At 73.1% G+C, this 16310-nt stretch carries 12 protein-coding genes; 11 read left to right on the forward strand and 1 reads right to left on the reverse strand.

Annotated features, from left to right (window positions below; genetic code table 11):
• Positions 1 to 23 precede the first annotated feature (23 nt).
• On the reverse strand, positions 24 to 1793 hold the full coding sequence (locus tag ACIQ5Y_RS27980) for a dolichyl-phosphate-mannose--protein mannosyltransferase (RefSeq protein WP_403886182.1): 1770 nt from the start codon (positions 1791 to 1793) through the stop codon (positions 24 to 26).
• Between the two features lie 79 nt (positions 1794 to 1872).
• Between ACIQ5Y_RS27980 and rsmI the strand changes: the two genes are divergently transcribed.
• The 11 genes from rsmI (at position 1873) to ACIQ5Y_RS28035 (ending at position 16303) form a co-directional block, all read left to right on the forward strand.
• Complete coding sequence (gene rsmI, locus ACIQ5Y_RS27985; protein ID WP_403886185.1) at positions 1873 to 2787, forward strand: 16S rRNA (cytidine(1402)-2'-O)-methyltransferase; 915 nt, start codon at positions 1873 to 1875, stop codon at positions 2785 to 2787.
• A gap of 206 nt (positions 2788 to 2993) precedes the next feature.
• Positions 2994 to 3407, forward strand: coding sequence for a hypothetical protein (locus ACIQ5Y_RS27990; protein ID WP_403886188.1), 414 nt, complete (start codon positions 2994 to 2996; stop codon positions 3405 to 3407).
• A gap of 10 nt (positions 3408 to 3417) precedes the next feature.
• Complete coding sequence (locus ACIQ5Y_RS27995) at positions 3418 to 4293, forward strand: TatD family hydrolase (protein ID WP_403886191.1); 876 nt, start codon at positions 3418 to 3420, stop codon at positions 4291 to 4293.
• Between the two features lie 789 nt (positions 4294 to 5082).
• Positions 5083 to 6348, forward strand: coding sequence for a ubiquitin-like domain-containing protein (locus ACIQ5Y_RS28000; protein ID WP_403886368.1), 1266 nt, complete (start codon positions 5083 to 5085; stop codon positions 6346 to 6348).
• Positions 6345 to 7256, forward strand: coding sequence for a 16S rRNA (adenine(1518)-N(6)/adenine(1519)-N(6))-dimethyltransferase RsmA (gene rsmA / locus ACIQ5Y_RS28005; protein ID WP_403886194.1), 912 nt, complete (start codon positions 6345 to 6347; stop codon positions 7254 to 7256). The genes ACIQ5Y_RS28000 and rsmA overlap by 4 nt, the downstream gene beginning before the upstream one ends.
• Positions 7253 to 8164 (forward strand): 4-(cytidine 5'-diphospho)-2-C-methyl-D-erythritol kinase, encoded by a 912-nt coding sequence (locus ACIQ5Y_RS28010; RefSeq protein ID WP_403886197.1) that lies wholly within the window; start codon positions 7253 to 7255, stop codon positions 8162 to 8164. Before rsmA ends, ACIQ5Y_RS28010 begins: the two co-directional genes overlap by 4 nt.
• 473 nt (positions 8165 to 8637) lie before the next feature.
• The gene (locus ACIQ5Y_RS28015; RefSeq protein WP_403886200.1) at positions 8638 to 9996 is read left to right on the forward strand and encodes an acyltransferase; all 1359 of its coding nucleotides are present in this window, start codon (positions 8638 to 8640) and stop codon (positions 9994 to 9996) included.
• A gap of 28 nt (positions 9997 to 10024) precedes the next feature.
• Positions 10025 to 11830 (forward strand): ABC-F family ATP-binding cassette domain-containing protein, encoded by a 1806-nt coding sequence (locus ACIQ5Y_RS28020; protein ID WP_403886203.1) that lies wholly within the window; start codon positions 10025 to 10027, stop codon positions 11828 to 11830.
• A 145-nt stretch (positions 11831 to 11975) separates the two neighbouring features.
• Positions 11976 to 13643, forward strand: coding sequence for a PQQ-binding-like beta-propeller repeat protein (locus ACIQ5Y_RS28025; protein WP_403886206.1), 1668 nt, complete (start codon positions 11976 to 11978; stop codon positions 13641 to 13643).
• Positions 13644 to 13684: 41 nt separating this feature from the next.
• Positions 13685 to 15454, forward strand: a complete 1770-nt coding sequence (locus tag ACIQ5Y_RS28030; protein WP_403886209.1) for a PQQ-binding-like beta-propeller repeat protein — start codon at positions 13685 to 13687, stop codon at positions 15452 to 15454.
• Positions 15455 to 15616: 162 nt separating this feature from the next.
• Positions 15617 to 16303 (forward strand): response regulator transcription factor, encoded by a 687-nt coding sequence (locus ACIQ5Y_RS28035; RefSeq protein ID WP_403886371.1) that lies wholly within the window; start codon positions 15617 to 15619, stop codon positions 16301 to 16303.
• Positions 16304 to 16310 lie beyond the last annotated feature (7 nt).

A 16310-nucleotide genomic window follows, 5' to 3' on the forward strand; every position in this document is an offset into this window, starting at 1 on the left:
GGCCCTCCTGCGGACGGGACCGGTCAGACCCAGGTGTCCAGCCACATCCGGCCCCGCCACGAATCCATCGGCAGGGTCTGACCCGTGTAGATCGGCCAGAAGTAGATGAAGTTCCACGCGATCAGCAGCACCAGCACACCCGCCCCGATCGCGCCCAGGGCCCTGCGGCGTTCCGAGGAGCCGGCCGGCCCCAGCAGGGCCCCGATCATCATCGCCACCGCCAGGCACAGGTAGGGGACGAAGACCACCGCGTAGAAGTAGAAGATCGTCCGCTCCTGGTAGTTGAACCAGGGCAGCAGACCCGCGCCCAGCGCGCACGCGATCGCGCCCGCCCGCCAGTCGCGCCGGAAGAACCACCGCCACAGCACGTACAGCAGCGCGAAGCAGCCCGCCCACCACAGCAGCGGGGTGCCCAGAGCCAGCACCTCGCGGGCGCACTTGCCCGTCTCCGTCGCCGGGCAGCCGTCCGTGCCGGGCGCGGGGGACTCGTAGAAATAGGAGACGGGCCGGCCCAGGACCAGCCAGCTCCACGGGTTCGACTCGTAGGTGTGCCCCGAGGTCAGACCGACGTGGAACTTGTAGACCTCGGTCTCGTAGTGCCACAGGCTCCGCACCCACTCCGGCAGGAACGACAGCGAGCTCTTCTGGTCGTACTTGGCCGCCCAGTCGCGCAGGTAGCCGCCCTTGCCGTTGTCCGGGCTGAAGATCCACCCCGACCAGGAGGCCAGGTACGTGACGATCGCGACCGGGACGGTCGACAGGAACGCGGGCAGCGCGTCGCGGCGCAGCATCGACGCGTACGGGGCCCCCGCGCCCGCCGTACGGCGCGCGGCCGCGTCCCACAGCACGGTCAGGACACCGAAGAACGCCAGCGCGATGAAGCCGTTCCACTTCGTGCCGGCCGCCAGACCCAGGCAGACGCCCGCCAGGATCCGGTACGGGCGCAGGCCCAGCCGCAGCGTCTCGGCGATCTTCAGATCGGGCCGGGTACGACCCTCCTCGTCCACCGGGAGCGCGTCCGCGAGCCGGGCCCGGGTCCTGTCCCGGTCGATGAGCAGCGCCCCGAACGCGGCCAGCACGAAGAACATCAGCACCAGGTCGAGCAGCGCGGTGCGGCTCATCACCAGGTGCAGCCCGTCCACCGCGAGCAGCGCGCCCGCCAGGCACCCCAGGAAGGTGGAGCGGAACAGCCGGCGCCCGATCCGGCACAGCATCAGCACCGACAGGGTGCCGAGCAGAGCGGTCATGAACCGCCAGCCGAAGGGGGTGAATCCGAACATCCACTCGCCGAGCCCGATGACCCACTTGCCGACGGGCGGGTGCACGACGTAGCCGGCGTCCGCCGGGAGGGCGACCGCGTGCGGATTGTCGAGGATCAGCTTGTCGATGTCCTTGGGCCAGCTCGCCTCGTACCCCTGCTTGATCGTGGCCCAGGCGTCCTTGGCGTAGTACGTCTCGTCGAATATCACCGCCTTCGGGCTGCCCAGGTGCACGAACCTCAGCACTCCCGCGACCAGCGCCACCAGCACCGGCCCCGCCCACGCCAGGATCCGGTTCCACGTCCCCCACACCTCGGGCCGCAGCCCGAAGGTCATCCACAGCTGTGGGGACGGCTGCGCGTACGGCGGCACCAGGCGGCCGCGGAGGTCCGCGCGCGCGGACGCGCCGGCGGGCGGTGCGTAACCGAAGCCGCGCAGGCGGCGCAGCCAGGTGGGCTGCTCTTCGGCCCGTCCCGACGGCAGGGCGGGAGGTGCCCCCGCGGGGCTGGGCGGCGGCGTCGCGGTACTGGTCACCGGCACATCGTAGGGAAGAGATCTGTGTGCGCCCCAGTACCCGGGGGGCGGCGGGCCACGGGACTGAGAGGATGGGCCGGTGACGACTGACCAGCCCCTCCGCACCGAACCCTCCTCCACAGGCGTGCTCGTCCTCGCCGGGACGCCCATCGGCGATCTCGCGGACGCCCCGCCGCGGCTCGCGGCCGAGCTGGAAAGGGCCGACGTGGTCGCCGCCGAGGACACCCGCCGGCTGCGCCGACTGACCCAGGGGCTCGGCGTGCACACCACGGGGCGCGTCGTCTCGTACTTCGAGGGCAACGAGTCCGCGCGCACCCCCGAGCTCGTCGAGGCGCTGGAGGACGGCAAGCGCGTACTCCTGGTGACCGACGCCGGCATGCCGTCGGTCTCCGACCCCGGCTACCGGCTCGTGGCCGCCGCCGTGGAGAAGGACATCAAGGTCACCGCCGTCCCCGGACCCTCCGCCGTGCTCACCGCGCTCGCCCTGTCCGGGCTGCCCGTGGACCGCTTCTGCTTCGAGGGGTTCCTGCCGCGCAAGGCGGGCGAGCGCCTCGGCCGGCTGCGCGAGGTCGAGGGCGAGCGGCGCACCCTCGTCTACTTCGAGGCCCCCCACCGGCTCGACGACACCCTGGCCGCGATGGCCGAGGTCTTCGGCGCGGACCGGCGGGCCGCCGTGTGCCGCGAGCTGACGAAGACGTACGAGGAGGTCAAGCGCGGCGGCCTCGGCGAGCTGGCGGCCTGGGCGGCCGAGGGCGTGCGCGGGGAGATCACCGTCGTGGTCGAGGGGGCCCCCGCGGCCGGACCCGGGGACGTGGACGCCGAGGAGCTGGTGCGGCGGGTGCGGGTGCGAGAGGAGGCGGGGGAGCGCCGCAAGGAGGCCATCGCGGCGGTCGCGGCGGAGGCCGGAGTACCCAAGCGGGAAGTGTTCGACGCGGTCGTCGCGGCAAAGAATGTGGCTCAAAAGGTGCCCCAGGTCGGTAAAGAGCTAACCTGAAAAGCAAAGCTCAGACCGCGCACCGGGCGCTTTGGGGCATGAGTCGCCCAAAGACCGTCCAACAGTAGACAGGGCCTGATGCGCTCCCGCCCGAAGAGGCGTCCACTGGCAATGGCACCAGTGGAACAAGAGGAGCTGGCATGAGTGAGATCGCTGACACCCCGGTACCCGTAGCCGCCGCGGTACCCGGCCCTGTATCCGCTCCCGTGCAGACCGTGCACGAGGCGTACTCCTTCGCCTGCATGAAGTGCGGATACGCCTGGGAGCAGGCCTACGCGATAGAACACCACACGGACGGCAAGGGCGAGCCGTTCATCATGTACAAGGTCGGCGGCGAGCGGGTGCCCTCCCCGCTGTCCAACCCGACCTGCATGAACTGCGGCGGCCACGTCGTGCGGATCATGCGGGCCGGTCAGGTCTCCTCGGTGCTCGGCACGATCGACAGGCTCTACCACCACCGCATCGCACCCGGGATCGCCGGGCCGGTGCCGGCCGGGGCGAACGTCCCCCGGACCCCCAAGCCGCGCACGCACGACTCCCCGGGACCCGTGCCGGTGGACGAGCCGGAGCGGGGCCGGGGCCGGCTCTCCCGGCTGATGGGGATCTTCCGCCGGTCATAAGATCGGCCGCATGAGCTCCTCCTCGAAAGACGCGCCGCCGCCGCTGCCCGAACCCCTGCGGGTGGCGGTCGCGGATTCGCACACCCACCTGGACATGCAGTCCGGCACCGTCGAGGAGGGCCTCGCGAAGGCCGCCTCCGTCGGGGTGACCACCGTCGTCCAGGTGGGCTGCGACGTGAAGGGCTCCCGGTGGGCCGCCGAGACCGCGGCGGCGTACGAGAACGTCCACGCGGCCGTGGCCCTGCACCCCAACGAGGCCCCCCGCATCGTGCACGGGGACCCCGACGGCTGGTCCCGGCAGGGCGCGCGGGCGGGCGGCGGCGACGCGGCCCTCGACGAGGCGCTCGCGGAGATCGAGGCGCTGGCCGCCCTCGACCACGTCAAGGCGGTCGGCGAGACCGGGCTGGACTACTTCCGCACCGGGCCGGAGGGGATGGCCGCGCAGGAGCGTTCCTTCCGCGCCCACATCGAGATCGCCAAGCGGCAGGGCAAGGCACTCGTCATCCACGACCGCGAGGCCCACGCGGACGTACTGCGCGTACTGCGCGAGGAGGGCGCCCCGGAGCGGACCGTCTTCCACTGCTACTCCGGGGACGCCGACATGGCCCGGGAGTGCGCCGCCGCCGGGTACTACATGTCCTTCGCGGGGACCGTCACCTTCAAGAACGCGGCCCCGCTGCGCGAGGCCCTGGCCGTGGCCCCGCTGGAACTCGTCCTCGTGGAGACCGACGCCCCCTACCTGACCCCGGCGCCGTACCGCGGACGGCCCAACGCGCCGTACCTCATTCCGCTGACGGTGCGCGCCATGGCCGCCGTGCGCGGCATCGACGAGGACGCGATGGCCACGGCCCTGGCGGCCAACACGGCCCGCGCCTTCGACTACTGACACCACCCGACGCCACCCTGAGTAGTCGTACGACTTTGGACTGTGACGACTCCTCCGCTAAGGTGCCGTGCCCCGAACCAGCGGGTGCCGACCACCAGGGGAGCGAGCGTCGTGAGCGATACGCAGGGCAGTCACCGCCGCGGCCGTCCCGGGCCGGGACCCGGGCCGGGACCCGGGCCGACCGCCGCGGCCGCCTCCGTGCCTGCACCGGGGCCGGCCTCCGGCCCGGGCTTCGGGCCGGCTCCCGAACCCGCCTTCGGCCCGGCCGCCGTGCAGGGGAGCGGCTTCGAGGCCGCACCGGGCCCTGCGCCCGGGTCCGGACAGGAGCCGGCCTCCGGGTCCGCACCGGGGCCCGGCTTCGGGTCCGATCCCTGGTACGCCTCCGGGGCCGCGCCCGGGGCGGACGCCCCGGAGGTGCCGGCGCCGCGGGGCGGCGGCCGTGGCGCTCGGCGGCGGGCCCGGGGACAGGGCCCCGAACGGCCGACCGCCCCCGCCCCTGCCCCTGCGTCCGCCCCTGCCCCCGCCCCCGCCCCGCAGGATGCCGCACCGGCCGGGGGCCGCCGCCGGGGCGCAGCGGGCGGTGAGCCGGCCGCCGCCCCGCCGGGGCCGGGACGACGGCGCGGCGCCGCGGACGCCCCGCCCGGCGCAGAGGCCCCGCCGGGGCCCGGAAGGCGCCACGCCGGGGCCCCCGCCCAGGCCGGCCCCGGCACGGGCCGCCGGGGCCAAGACCCCGCCCCCTCGTCGGCCCCCGCCGGCACCGGCCGCCGCCGAAGCGGAGAGCCCGCCCCCCTGCCGGCCCCCGCCGGACCCGGCACCGGCCGCCGCCGGGGCGCAGAGCCCGCCACGGTGCCGGCGCCCGCGGGTACCGGCCGCCGCCGGGGCGGGGAGGCCGCCACCCTGCCGGCCCCGGCCGGGCCCGGCACCCGTCGGCGGCGGGCCGCGGTCGTACCCCCGCCCGGACCGGGAGGGACCTGGCGGCGGATCGTGCCGCAGGCACTCGTCGTCGCCTTCCTCGCCGGCGGCACCACCGCCTTCGTCGCCGCGGACAAGACGGTCCGGCTCACCGTGGACGGCGTCCCGAAGAACCTCCACACCTTCGCCGACGACGTCGACGAACTGCTGGCCTCCGAAGGCCTCGGCGTCGGCCCCCACGACCTCGTCGCCCCCGCCCCCGGCGAACCCCTCGACGACGGCGAAGAGGTCATCGTCCGCTACGGCCGCCCCCTGCGCCTGACCCTCGACGGACAGCCCCGCCAGGTGTGGACGACCGCCCGCACCGTCGAGGGCGCCCTGCACCAGCTCGGCATCCGCGCCGAGGGCGCCTACCTCTCCTCCCCCCGCACGGCCCCCGTCCCCCGCACGGGCCTCGCCCTCAGCGTCCGCACCGAACGCAGCGTCACCTTCCTCGCCGACGGCAGCGAGCGCACCATCCGCACCAACGCGGCCAGCGTCCAGGAGGCCCTCGACCAGGCCGGCATCACCCTCCACGGCCAGGACACCACCTCCGTCCCCCCTGACTCCTTCCCGCGCGACGGCCAGACCGTCACCGTCCTGCGCATCACCGGCACCCGCGAGGTCCGGGAGGAACGCATCCCCTACGCCGTCGAGAAGACCGAGGACCCTTCCCTCTTCACCGGCACCGAGGTCGTCGAACGCGCCGGCCGGCCCGGCGCCCGCCGGGTCACCTACGGCCTGCGCACCGTCAACGGGGTCCGGCAGAAGCCGCGCCGCATCGCCGAGGAGATGGTCCGCGAGCCCGTCACCCAGCTGGTCAGGGTCGGCACGAAGCCGCTGCCCACCTCCGTCTCCGGCGCCGACGGCCTCGACTGGGCCGCCCTCGCCCAGTGCGAATCCGGCGGCCGCCCCTCCGCGACCGACGCCTCGGGAACGTACGGGGGCCTCTACCAGTTCGACGTCCGCACCTGGCAGGCCCTCGGCGGCAGCGGCCGCCCCCAGGACGCGCCCGCCTCCGAGCAGACGTACCGGGCGAAGAAGCTCTACGTGCAGCGGGGGGCGAGCCCGTGGCCTCACTGCGGCCGTAGTCTTGCCCGGTGAGCACCGCAGAGCAGCAGCCCAACGAGAACCCCCCCACCCCTTCCGACGCCCTCCTCGGCCCGGCCGACATCCGGGAGCTGGCCGCCGTACTCGGCGTGAAGCCGACGAAGCAGAAGGGGCAGAACTTCGTCATCGACGCCAACACGGTGCGCCGGATCGTGCGCACCGCCGAGGTGCGGCCCGACGACGTGGTCGTCGAGGTCGGGCCGGGGCTGGGCTCGCTGACGCTCGCTCTGCTGGAGGCCGCCGACCGGGTCACCGCCGTCGAGATCGACGACATCCTCGCGGCCGCTCTGCCCGCCACCATCGAGGCGCGGATGCCCGACCGCAAGGACCGCTTCGCGCTCGTCCACTCCGACGCCATGCTGGTCACGGAGCTGCCCGGGCCGGCGCCCACCGCGCTCGTCGCCAACCTGCCCTACAACGTGGCCGTCCCCGTCCTGCTGACCATGCTCGACCGGTTCCCGAGCATCGAGCGGACCCTCGTCATGGTGCAGTCGGAGGTCGCCGACCGGCTCGCCGCCGAACCCGGCAACAAGGTCTACGGGGTCCCCTCCGTCAAGGCCAACTGGTACGCGCACGTCAAGCGGGCCGGCGCCATCGGCCGCAAGGTCTTCTGGCCGGCGCCCAACGTCGACTCGGGCCTCGTCTCCCTCGTCCGCCGCACCGAGCCGATCAAGACCACCGCCTCGAAGGCGGAGGTGTTCGCGGTCGTGGACGCCGCCTTCGCCCAGCGCCGCAAGACGCTGCGCGCCGCACTGGCCGGCTGGGCCGGTTCCGCGGCGGGCGCCGAGGAGGCGCTGGTCGCCGCGGGGATCTCCCCGCAGGCGCGCGGGGAGTCCCTGACGGTGGAGGAGTTCGCCGCGATCGCCGAGCACAAGCCGCAGGCGGAGAGGCCGGCGCTGTGAGCACCCGTACGCACGAGAGCGTGACCGTACGGGTCCCCGCGAAGGTCAACGTCCAGCTGGCGGTGGGCGCGGCGCGCCCCGACGGCTTCCACGACCTCGCCAACGTCTTCCTCGCCGTCTCCCTCTTCGACGAGGTCACGGCGACGCCCGCGGACTCCCTCACCGTCACCTGCACCGGCCCGGACGCCGACCAGGTGCCGCTGGACCGTACGAACCTGGCCGCGCGGGCCGCCGAGATCCTCGCGGCGCGGGCCGGGCTCTCCCCCTCCGTCCACCTCCACATCGCGAAGAACATCCCGGTGGCCGGGGGCATGGCCGGCGGCAGCGCGGACGGCGCGGCGGCGCTGGTCGCCTGCGACGCGCTGTGGGGCCTGAACACCCCGCTGCCGCAGCTCCTCGACATCTGCGCGGAGCTCGGCAGCGACGTCCCCTTCAGCCTGGTCGGCGGGGCCGCGCTCGGCACGGGACGCGGGGAACTGCTGACCCCCGTGGAGGCGGGCACCTTCCACTGGGTGTTCGCGGTGGCCGACGGCGGGCTGTCCACGCCGGCGGTGTTCCGGGAGTTCGACCGCCTCGCCGAGGGCCGGGAGATCCCGGAGCCCGTGGCCTCCCCGGCGCTCCTCGCGGCCCTCGCCTCCGGGGACCCGGACGCGCTGGCGGCTGTCCTGGCCAACGACCTCCAGCCGGCCGCGCTGTCGTTGCGGCCGTCGCTGGCGGACACCCTGGCGGCGGGCACGGACGCCGGAGCCTTGGCCGCGCTGGTCTCCGGCTCCGGCCCGACCACGGCCTTCCTGGTCCGGGACGCCGAATCCGCCCTGAAGGTGGCCGCGGCCCTGGAAGCCTCCGGCACCTGCCGCACCACCCGCGTGGCGACCTCCCCGGCCCCCGGCGCCACGGTCCTGCCGTAGCCCCGCGGCTGAGATGCCACTGCGCGGCACCCTGGGCTCCGCCCAGACCCGCTCCTCAAACGCCGGAGGGGCTGGATTCGGCTCCTGCCGTCCGCCCAGGTGCGGCCGCCTGTGCCTCCGGCGGCGCCTCAATCGCCGGCGAGGCTGGATTCGGCTGCTGCCTCCGCCAAGTGCGGCTGCCGGCCCGGAGGGCAATGTCAGCCCAGCCAGAGGCAAACCAGCCCCGCCGGCGTTCGAGGCGCCGCCGGGGAAAATCCAGCCCCTCCGGCGTTTGAGGAGCGGGGGTCCGGGGGCGGAGCCCCCGCAACGGCGCCGCACGCAGCGGCAGAGCCGGCCCCGCCGCCGCTGAGGCAGGGGGCACCTCCCGGCGGTGGCCGGGGCAGGGTCGGGGCAGGGGTCCGGGGCAGTACTCAGGCGGGAGTTGAGTACCCGCACCCTGTCGGCGGAGCCGGGTCGCGCGCGAGCGTAGGGGCATGACAGCGAGCGCACGCGACATGGCCGAGGCCACCCCCGCCGGACGGGACCGGTACGTCGACCTGCTGAGGGTCGCCGCCCTCGGCACCGTCATCGGCGGGCACTGGCTGATGGCCGCCGTCAGCACCGGCGGCATAGGGAACCTCCTCGCCGTCGTGCCCGGGCTCCAGGTGCTCACCTGGGGGCTGCAGATCATGCCGGTGTTCTTCTTCGTCGGCGGGTTCTCGCACGCGCTGTCCTACCGCTCCCTGGCGCGCCGGAGCGACGGCCGGCCCGTCTACGCGGACTTCCTGCGCGCCCGGCTGCGCCGGCTGCTGCGGCCCACGCTCGTCTTCGTCGTCGTGTGGGCCGCCCTCGCGCTCGCCGTACAGCTGGCCGGGCACGGCAGCGGGCGGCTGGCCGGGGCCGCGCTGCGGATGGTCACGCAGCCGCTGTGGTTCATCGGGATCTACCTCGCCATGGTGGCCTTCACCCCGCCGCTGCTGAAACTGCACGAGCGCCACGGCTGGGCGGCCTTCGCCGGGCTGTTCGGCGCGGCCGTCGTCGTGGACGTACTGCGCTTCGCGCTCGGCGTTCCCTACGTGGAGTTCCTGAACTTCGCCTTCGTCTGGCTGGCCGTCCACCAGCTCGGCTTCCTCCGCGCCGACGGCCGGATCCGCCGTCCCGCCCTCCTCGCCGCCGCGGGCCTGGCCGGGGCCGCGCTGCTGGTGGCGTACGGCCCGTACCCGCTGTCCATGGTGGGGATGCCCGGCGAGAAGGTCTCCAACATGGCCCCGCCCACCCTGGCCCTGCTCTGCCACGGCCTGTGGCTCGTCGGCGCCGTCCAGCTCCTGGTGGGGCCCGCCGGCGCCTGGCTGGCCCGCCCCCGGGTCTGGCGCGGGGTCGTCGCCGCCAACGGGATCGCCATGACCGCCTTCCTCTGGCACCTCACCGCCATGCTCGCCGTGTACGGAGCCCAGCTCGCCCTCGGGATCGCCCTGCCCGAGCCCGCCACCGCCGCCTGGTGGGCGCAGGTGCCCGTACGGATCCTGGTGGCGGCCGCCCTGACCGGGGTCCTGGTCGCCCTGTTCCGCCGCTTCGAGGCCCCGCCGAGGCCGGCCGCGGCCCCCGCCACCGCGCCCACCACCGCGCCCACCACCGCCCCCGGGAGCGGCCCCCGCGCCGCCGCCGGCATCACCCTGTGCCTCCTCGGCATCCTCGGGCTCTCCATGACCGGCCTCGGCGGCCTGCTCGACGGGCACAGTGCCGTACTGATCGCCGTTCCCGTCACCGCGCCGGCCGCCATCGCGATGGCACTGGGCGGCTGGCTCCTGGTGGAACGGTCCGGCGCTGCCCGGCGCGTTAGGCTGAGGGGCTGATCCACACCCCTTCCCTGGAGCGCGTCTGATGGCCGTCAATCTGGTCAATGTCGAGGCAGTCAGCAAGGTGTACGGCACACGTACCCTGCTCGACGGCATCTCCCTCGGCGTATCCGAGGGGGACCGGATCGGTGTCGTCGGCCGCAACGGCGACGGCAAGACCACCCTCATCCGCATGCTGGCCAAGCTGGAGGAGCCCGACACCGGGCGCGTCACCCAGTCGGGCGGCCTGCGCATGGGCGTCCTGACCCAGCACGACTCCCTCGATCCCGCGGCCACCATCCGCCACGAGATCATCCGGGACATGGCCGACCACGAATGGGCCGGCAACGCCAAGATCCGCGACGTGCTGACCGGCCTGTTCGGCGGGCTCGACCTGCCCGGCTTCGGCCAGGGCCTCGACACCGTCATCGGCCCGCTCTCCGGCGGCGAGCGCCGCCGGATCGCGCTCGCCAAGCTGCTCATCGCCGACCAGGACCTCCTCGTCCTCGACGAGCCCACCAACCACCTCGACGTCGAGGGCATCTCCTGGCTGGCCGGCCACCTCCAGGCCCGCCGCTCCGCCCTCGTCTGCGTCACCCACGACCGCTGGTTCCTCGACCAGGTCTGCACCCGCATGTGGGACGTCCAGCGCGGAGACGTCCACGAGTACGAGGGCGGCTACAGCGACTACGTCTTCGCCCGCGCCGAACGCGAGCGGATCGCCGCCACCGAGGAGCAGAAGCGGCAGAACCTGATGCGCAAGGAGCTGGCCTGGCTGCGCCGCGGCGCCCCGGCCCGCACCTCCAAGCCGCGCTACCGCATCGAGGCGGCCAACGAGCTGATCGCCGACGTGCCGCCGCCGCGCGACAAGTCCGAGCTGATGCGCTTCGCCAACGCCCGCCTCGGCAAGACCGTCTTCGACCTGGAAGACGTCAGCGTCCACGCCGGCCCCAAGGTCCTCCTCAAGCACCTGACCTGGCACCTCGGCCCCGGCGACCGCATCGGCCTCGTCGGCGTCAACGGCGCCGGCAAGACCTCCCTCCTGCGCGCCCTGGCCGAAGCCGCCCGCACCCAGGGCGAGAGCCAGCCCGCCGCCGGCCAGGTCACCGTCGGCAAGACCGTCCGCCTCGCCTACCTCTCCCAGGAGGTCGGCGAACTCGACCCGTCCCTGCGGGTCCTGGAAGCAGTCCAGCGCGTACGCGACCGCGTCGACCTCGGCAAGGGCCGCGAGATGACGGCGGGCCAGCTGTGCGAGCAGTTCGGCTTCACCAAGGAGAAGCAGTGGACGCCCGTCGGCGACCTCTCCGGCGGTGAGCGGCGCAGGCTGCAGATCCTGCGCCTGCTGATGGACGAGCCCAACGTCCTCTTCCTCGACGAGCCCACCAACGACCTCGACATCGAGACCCTGACGCAGCTGGAGGACCTCCTCGACGGCTGGCCCGGCTCGATGATCGTGATCTCCCACGACCGGTTCTTCATCGAGCGCACCACCGACACGGTGATGGCCCTGCTCGGCGACGCGAGCCTGCGGATGCTGCCGCGCGGCCTGGACGAGTACCTGGAGCGCCGTCAGCGGATGATCGAGGCGGCCGCCCCGGCGCCCGCGCCGGCCGCCGCCGCCGCGAAGTCCACCTCCTCCGGGGACTCCCGCGCGGCCAAGAAGGAACTCCAGAAAATCGAGCGGCAGCTGAACAAGCTCTCCGACCGCGAGAGCAACCTGCACGCTCAGATCGCCGAGCACTCCACCGACTACGACAAGGTCGCCAAGCTCGACGCGGAACTGCGCGAACTCCTCTCGGAACGGGACGATTTGGAGATGCGTTGGCTGGAACTGGCCGAAGAGGCCCAGTAGCCGGAGCGCGGCGACAGACCCGATAACGGCGGCGTCACGGGCCGGTCCTCCCTTGGGAACAGGGGCGGACCGGCCCGCTCGTCGAAGGCCGTCAGTGATAGAAAGGTCATCCCCCCACGACCATCCGAAGCCGAAGGTTGCGCTGATGACCGAGCCGCCCCAGCCGCCGAACCAGCCGCCGACTCCTTCCGGTTACGGACACCTGCCCGGCCCGCCGCAGTCGTCCGGGTACGGCTTTCCGCCACAGGGAGCCAACCCGTACGCCCAGCAACAGCCCCTCCCGCAGCCGCAGCAACCACAGCAGTTCCAGCATCCCCAACAGCCCCCGACGCAGCCCGGGTACGGATACCCGCCGCCGCCCCCCGGCCTGCCCGGGATGCCGTCGCCCGCGCCCGGGATGCCTCAGAAGAAGAAGCTCACCGTACTGATCGCCGCCTCCGTGGCGGCGCTCCTGCTCATCGGAGGGGTCGGCTACATCGCCTTCTCCGGCGGGGACGACGACCCTAAGAAGCCCGTCGCGCAGGAGCCGCCCACCGACGGCAAACCCTCCGCGTCGAGCTCCGTGGACAAGGGCGACGGCAGCGGCGACGGAAGCCGGGAAGCGGACCTCAACTCGGGCCGCAAGCAGGGCGAGGGCAAGGTCCTCTGGCTCAAAACGGTCAAGATCGACGGCCCTGGCATGGGGGTGGATTCCCCGGGCCAGTGGGTGGCCGGCGACGCCGTCGTCAAGGGCGTCGGGAACTCCCTCACCGCCTACTCGGCCGCCGACGGCAAGGAGAAGTGGACACTGCCCTTCCCCGCCCCGATCTGCGCCACCACCCCGCAGACCACCACCGACGGCAAGACGGTCGTCATGTACAAGGACGGCGAGTCGGACAGCGCCTCCTGCACCCAGATGCGCGTGGTCGACCTGAAGACGGGCAAGGAGGTCTGGTCGAAGGAAGTACCCAAGGAAGGCCTCTTCGACCTCTTCACCAGCCCCTCGGTCGACATCACCGGCGACACCGTCGCCATCAGCCGCGGCGGCAACGCCAGCGCCTTCAGGATCAGCACCGGCGACAAGCTGTTCACCAGCAACCAGCCGGAGGGGTGCCGGCCCGACTCCTACACGGCCGGCAACGGCAAGATGATCGCCCTCGCCACCTGCGAGGACGAGAACCGCACCGTCGAGGTCCAGGGCACCGACCCGGTCACCGGCCAGAAGGGCTGGACCTTCCGGCTCCCCCCGAAGTTCAAGGTCACCGGCATCTACTCGGTGGACCCGCTCGTCCTCGACCTCGGCAAGGAGGAGAGCGAGGAGCGCTCCATCGTGGTCATCGGCCCCGACGGCAAGCAGACCGCCACCCTCACCGGCGAGGGCAACTTCCCCGTCGGCTGCGGCGACACCGGGCTCTTCCGGTCCGTGACGACGTGCGGTTCCTCCGTCGTCGCCGACAACACCCTCTACCTGGCCACCAAGGAGTCGGACGGCACGGCGAACGAGATCGTCGCCTTCGACCTGACCACCGGAAAGGCCAAGTGGCGTACCCCGGCCGGGGACAAGCGCACCATCACCCCGCTCAAGGCCGCGGACGGACAGCTGGTCTTCTACCGCGTGGCCGAGGAGGACAAGGGCGGCGAGATCCTCTCGATCCCCGCCGCCGGTGGCACCCCCACCGCACTCCTGCGCAACCCGTCGGGCCCCGCCGCTCCGATCGAGCACTCGTTCCGTCTCCCGAAGGTCGACTACGCGGACGGACGGTTCTTCATCTCCACCGGCCACCTGAAGGCCGAGGGCAAGGAAGAGAAGCTCCTCATGGCCTTTGGAAAGTGAACGTGTCCGACGAGCCGCCCACCGAGAGGCAGTAGAAAAGCATGAGTACCCCGCCGCCCCCCAGCCAGCCGCCGTCCGGCGGCTTCGGAGCGCCGCAGGATCCCCCGCCGGGCGGGTTCGCCCCGCCTCCGCCGCCCGGGCCGCCGGTGCCCGCGCAGCAGCCTCCCCAGCCCGCGACCATGCCGGTCCAGCCCGCTGCCCAGCCCGTGCCGCCGCCGGCCGCACCGCCGGCCCCCGGACAGCCCGCGTACGGATACCCGCAGCCCGGGCCCGGTTACGGCTACCCGCAGCAGCAGCCCGGCCCCGCCACCACGCCCATGTACGCGCCCCAGCCCCCGGCGGCGGGCGCCCCGACCGGCGGCAACGACAAGCGCAACCAGCTGATGATCGTCGGCGCGGCCCTCCTGGCCATCGTCCTCATCGTCGGCGGTGGACTGTGGTACGCCTCCGGCGACGGAGGGGACGACGGCGGCAAGCAGTCCACCGCGAGCGGCCCCGGCGCCTCCACGGACAACGACAAGTCCCAGGACGGCGGGTCGGGCACCGAGCGGGTCCCGTCGAACCCCAAGTCGAAGACGCTGTTCAACCTGCCGAGCCCGCAGCCGGCCGAGCAGGTCAACACCGTCGGCTCCTGGATCACCGACTCCACCTACGTGAAGTCCGACGTGAACAAGGTCGTCGGCTACAACCTGGTCGACGGCGGCAAGAAGTGGGAGATCCCGCTCCCGGGCGAGGTCTGCGGAGCGACCAAGCACGTCAGCCAGAACAAGTCGGCGATCCTCTTCAAGGCCGCCCAGCCGACGCCCGAGAAGAAGTACCTGCCGTGCACCGAGGTCGGCGTCATCGACCTGGAGGCGGGCAAGCTCGTCTGGTCCGCCAACGCCAAGAGCAGCAACGGCGGTGACAGGCCGGGGAACCTGGGCGAGGTCACGATCAGCGGCAACACCGTGGCCGCCGCCGACATCTCCATCGGCGGCGCCGCCTGGAACCTCGCCGACGGCAAGTCCCTGTGGTCCCCCAAGGTCGATGCCGAAAACTGCCGCGACACCGGCTACGCCGGCGGCGAGGCCCTCGCCGTGATCCGCAAGTGCGGCCAGAGCCCCAACTACACCCTGTACGCACAGGTCCTGGACCCTGCCACGGGTGCGCCCAAGTCCTCGTACAAGCTCTCCCCGGGCATCGACTACGCCGGCATCGTCTCCACCAAGCCGCTGGTCGTCTCGGCCGACGTCGGCAAGACCGCGAAGAACGGCTCCAGCGTCAGCGACCTGTTCATCGTCGACGACAAGGGCGAGCTGAAGTCGCGCATCTCGATCGCCTCCGGAGACTTCGACGTCGATTGCGGGGCCACCGACGTCGAGAAGTGCTCGGGCATGGTCGTCGGCAACGGCAAGCTCTACCTGCCCTCCAAGGAGCACCAGGGCAAGGACTCCGGCCTCGGCCGCACCAACGAGCTGCTCTCCTTCGACCTGTCGACGGGCAAGCAGACCACCGACCGCGCCGACGCGGGCGAGCGCTACCAGATCACGCCGCTGCGCATGGACGGGCCGAACATCATCGCCTACAAGGAGCCCCCGTACGACAAGGGCAGCCAGATCGTCAGCATCGACGGCAAGACGATGAAGGAGACCCTCCTCATGGAGAATCCGTCGGACAAGGCGCTCCAGCAGGCCGAGCTCGCCTTCTCGCCGACGCACTCCGAGTTCCGGTTCCACAACGGCAAGCTCTTCATGGCCCGCCAGAACGTCCGCAAGCCGTACTCGGAGAAGAGCGACCCGGAGTTCCTCTTCCTCTCCTACACCGTGCGCTGACCCGCGCGCGCCGCCGCCGCGCCACGGCGTACGAAGCGCCGGCACGTGGCAGGAAGCCCCCGGAAGGTCCGTCCTTCCGGGGGCTTCTGCGTCGATACCGGCGCGCACCGTCGAACAAGCGTGTAGCTTGCCGGGTCAGATGATTCGGGGGTGGGTGCCTCAATGGGCGTACGGGTCGTGGTGGTCGACGACCACCGGCTGCTGGCCGAGGCGCTCGCCTCTGCCCTGAAACTGCGCGGCCACCGGGTGCTGGCGGCCACCGCCCCGGCCGCGGGCGCCGCCGAACTGGTCATCGGCCGCGCCCCCGAGGTCTGCCTGCTGGGGACCGCGACCCCCGCCGAACCCGGGGTCTTCGAACCGGTCGTGCGGATCAAGCGGGAGAGGCCGCAGATCGCCGTCGTCGTCCTGGGCCCGGTGCCCAGCCCGCGCGGCATCGCCGCCGCCTTCGCCGCGGGCGCCTCGGGCTACGTACGCCAGGACGAGCGGATCGAGGGCGTGGAGCGCGCCCTGGCCAAGGCGCGGGCGGGGGAGCCGGCGATCGCCCCCCAGCTGCTCCAGGGGGCGTTCGCGGAGCTCCTGAACCCCGCCGCCCAGCCCGACGACGAGGGCAGCAGGCTGCTGCGGCTGCTGACCCCGCGCGAGGTGGAGGTGCTGGTACGGGTCGCGGAGGGCGAGGACACCCGGCTGATCGCGGCGGGCATGGCCATCGCCCCGAGCACGGCCCGTACGCACGTGCAGCGGGTCCTGATGAAGCTGGGCGTGGGCTCGCGGCTGGAGGCGGCCGCGCTGGCCGCCCGTACCGGCCTGCTGGACCGGGCGGGCCCGCTGCGGGGCGTGGGGGAGGCCTGATCGGGGG

Source organism: Streptomyces sp. NPDC096339 (assembly GCF_044762985.1).
In the GTDB taxonomy this organism is placed as follows: domain Bacteria; phylum Actinomycetota; class Actinomycetes; order Streptomycetales; family Streptomycetaceae; genus Streptomyces.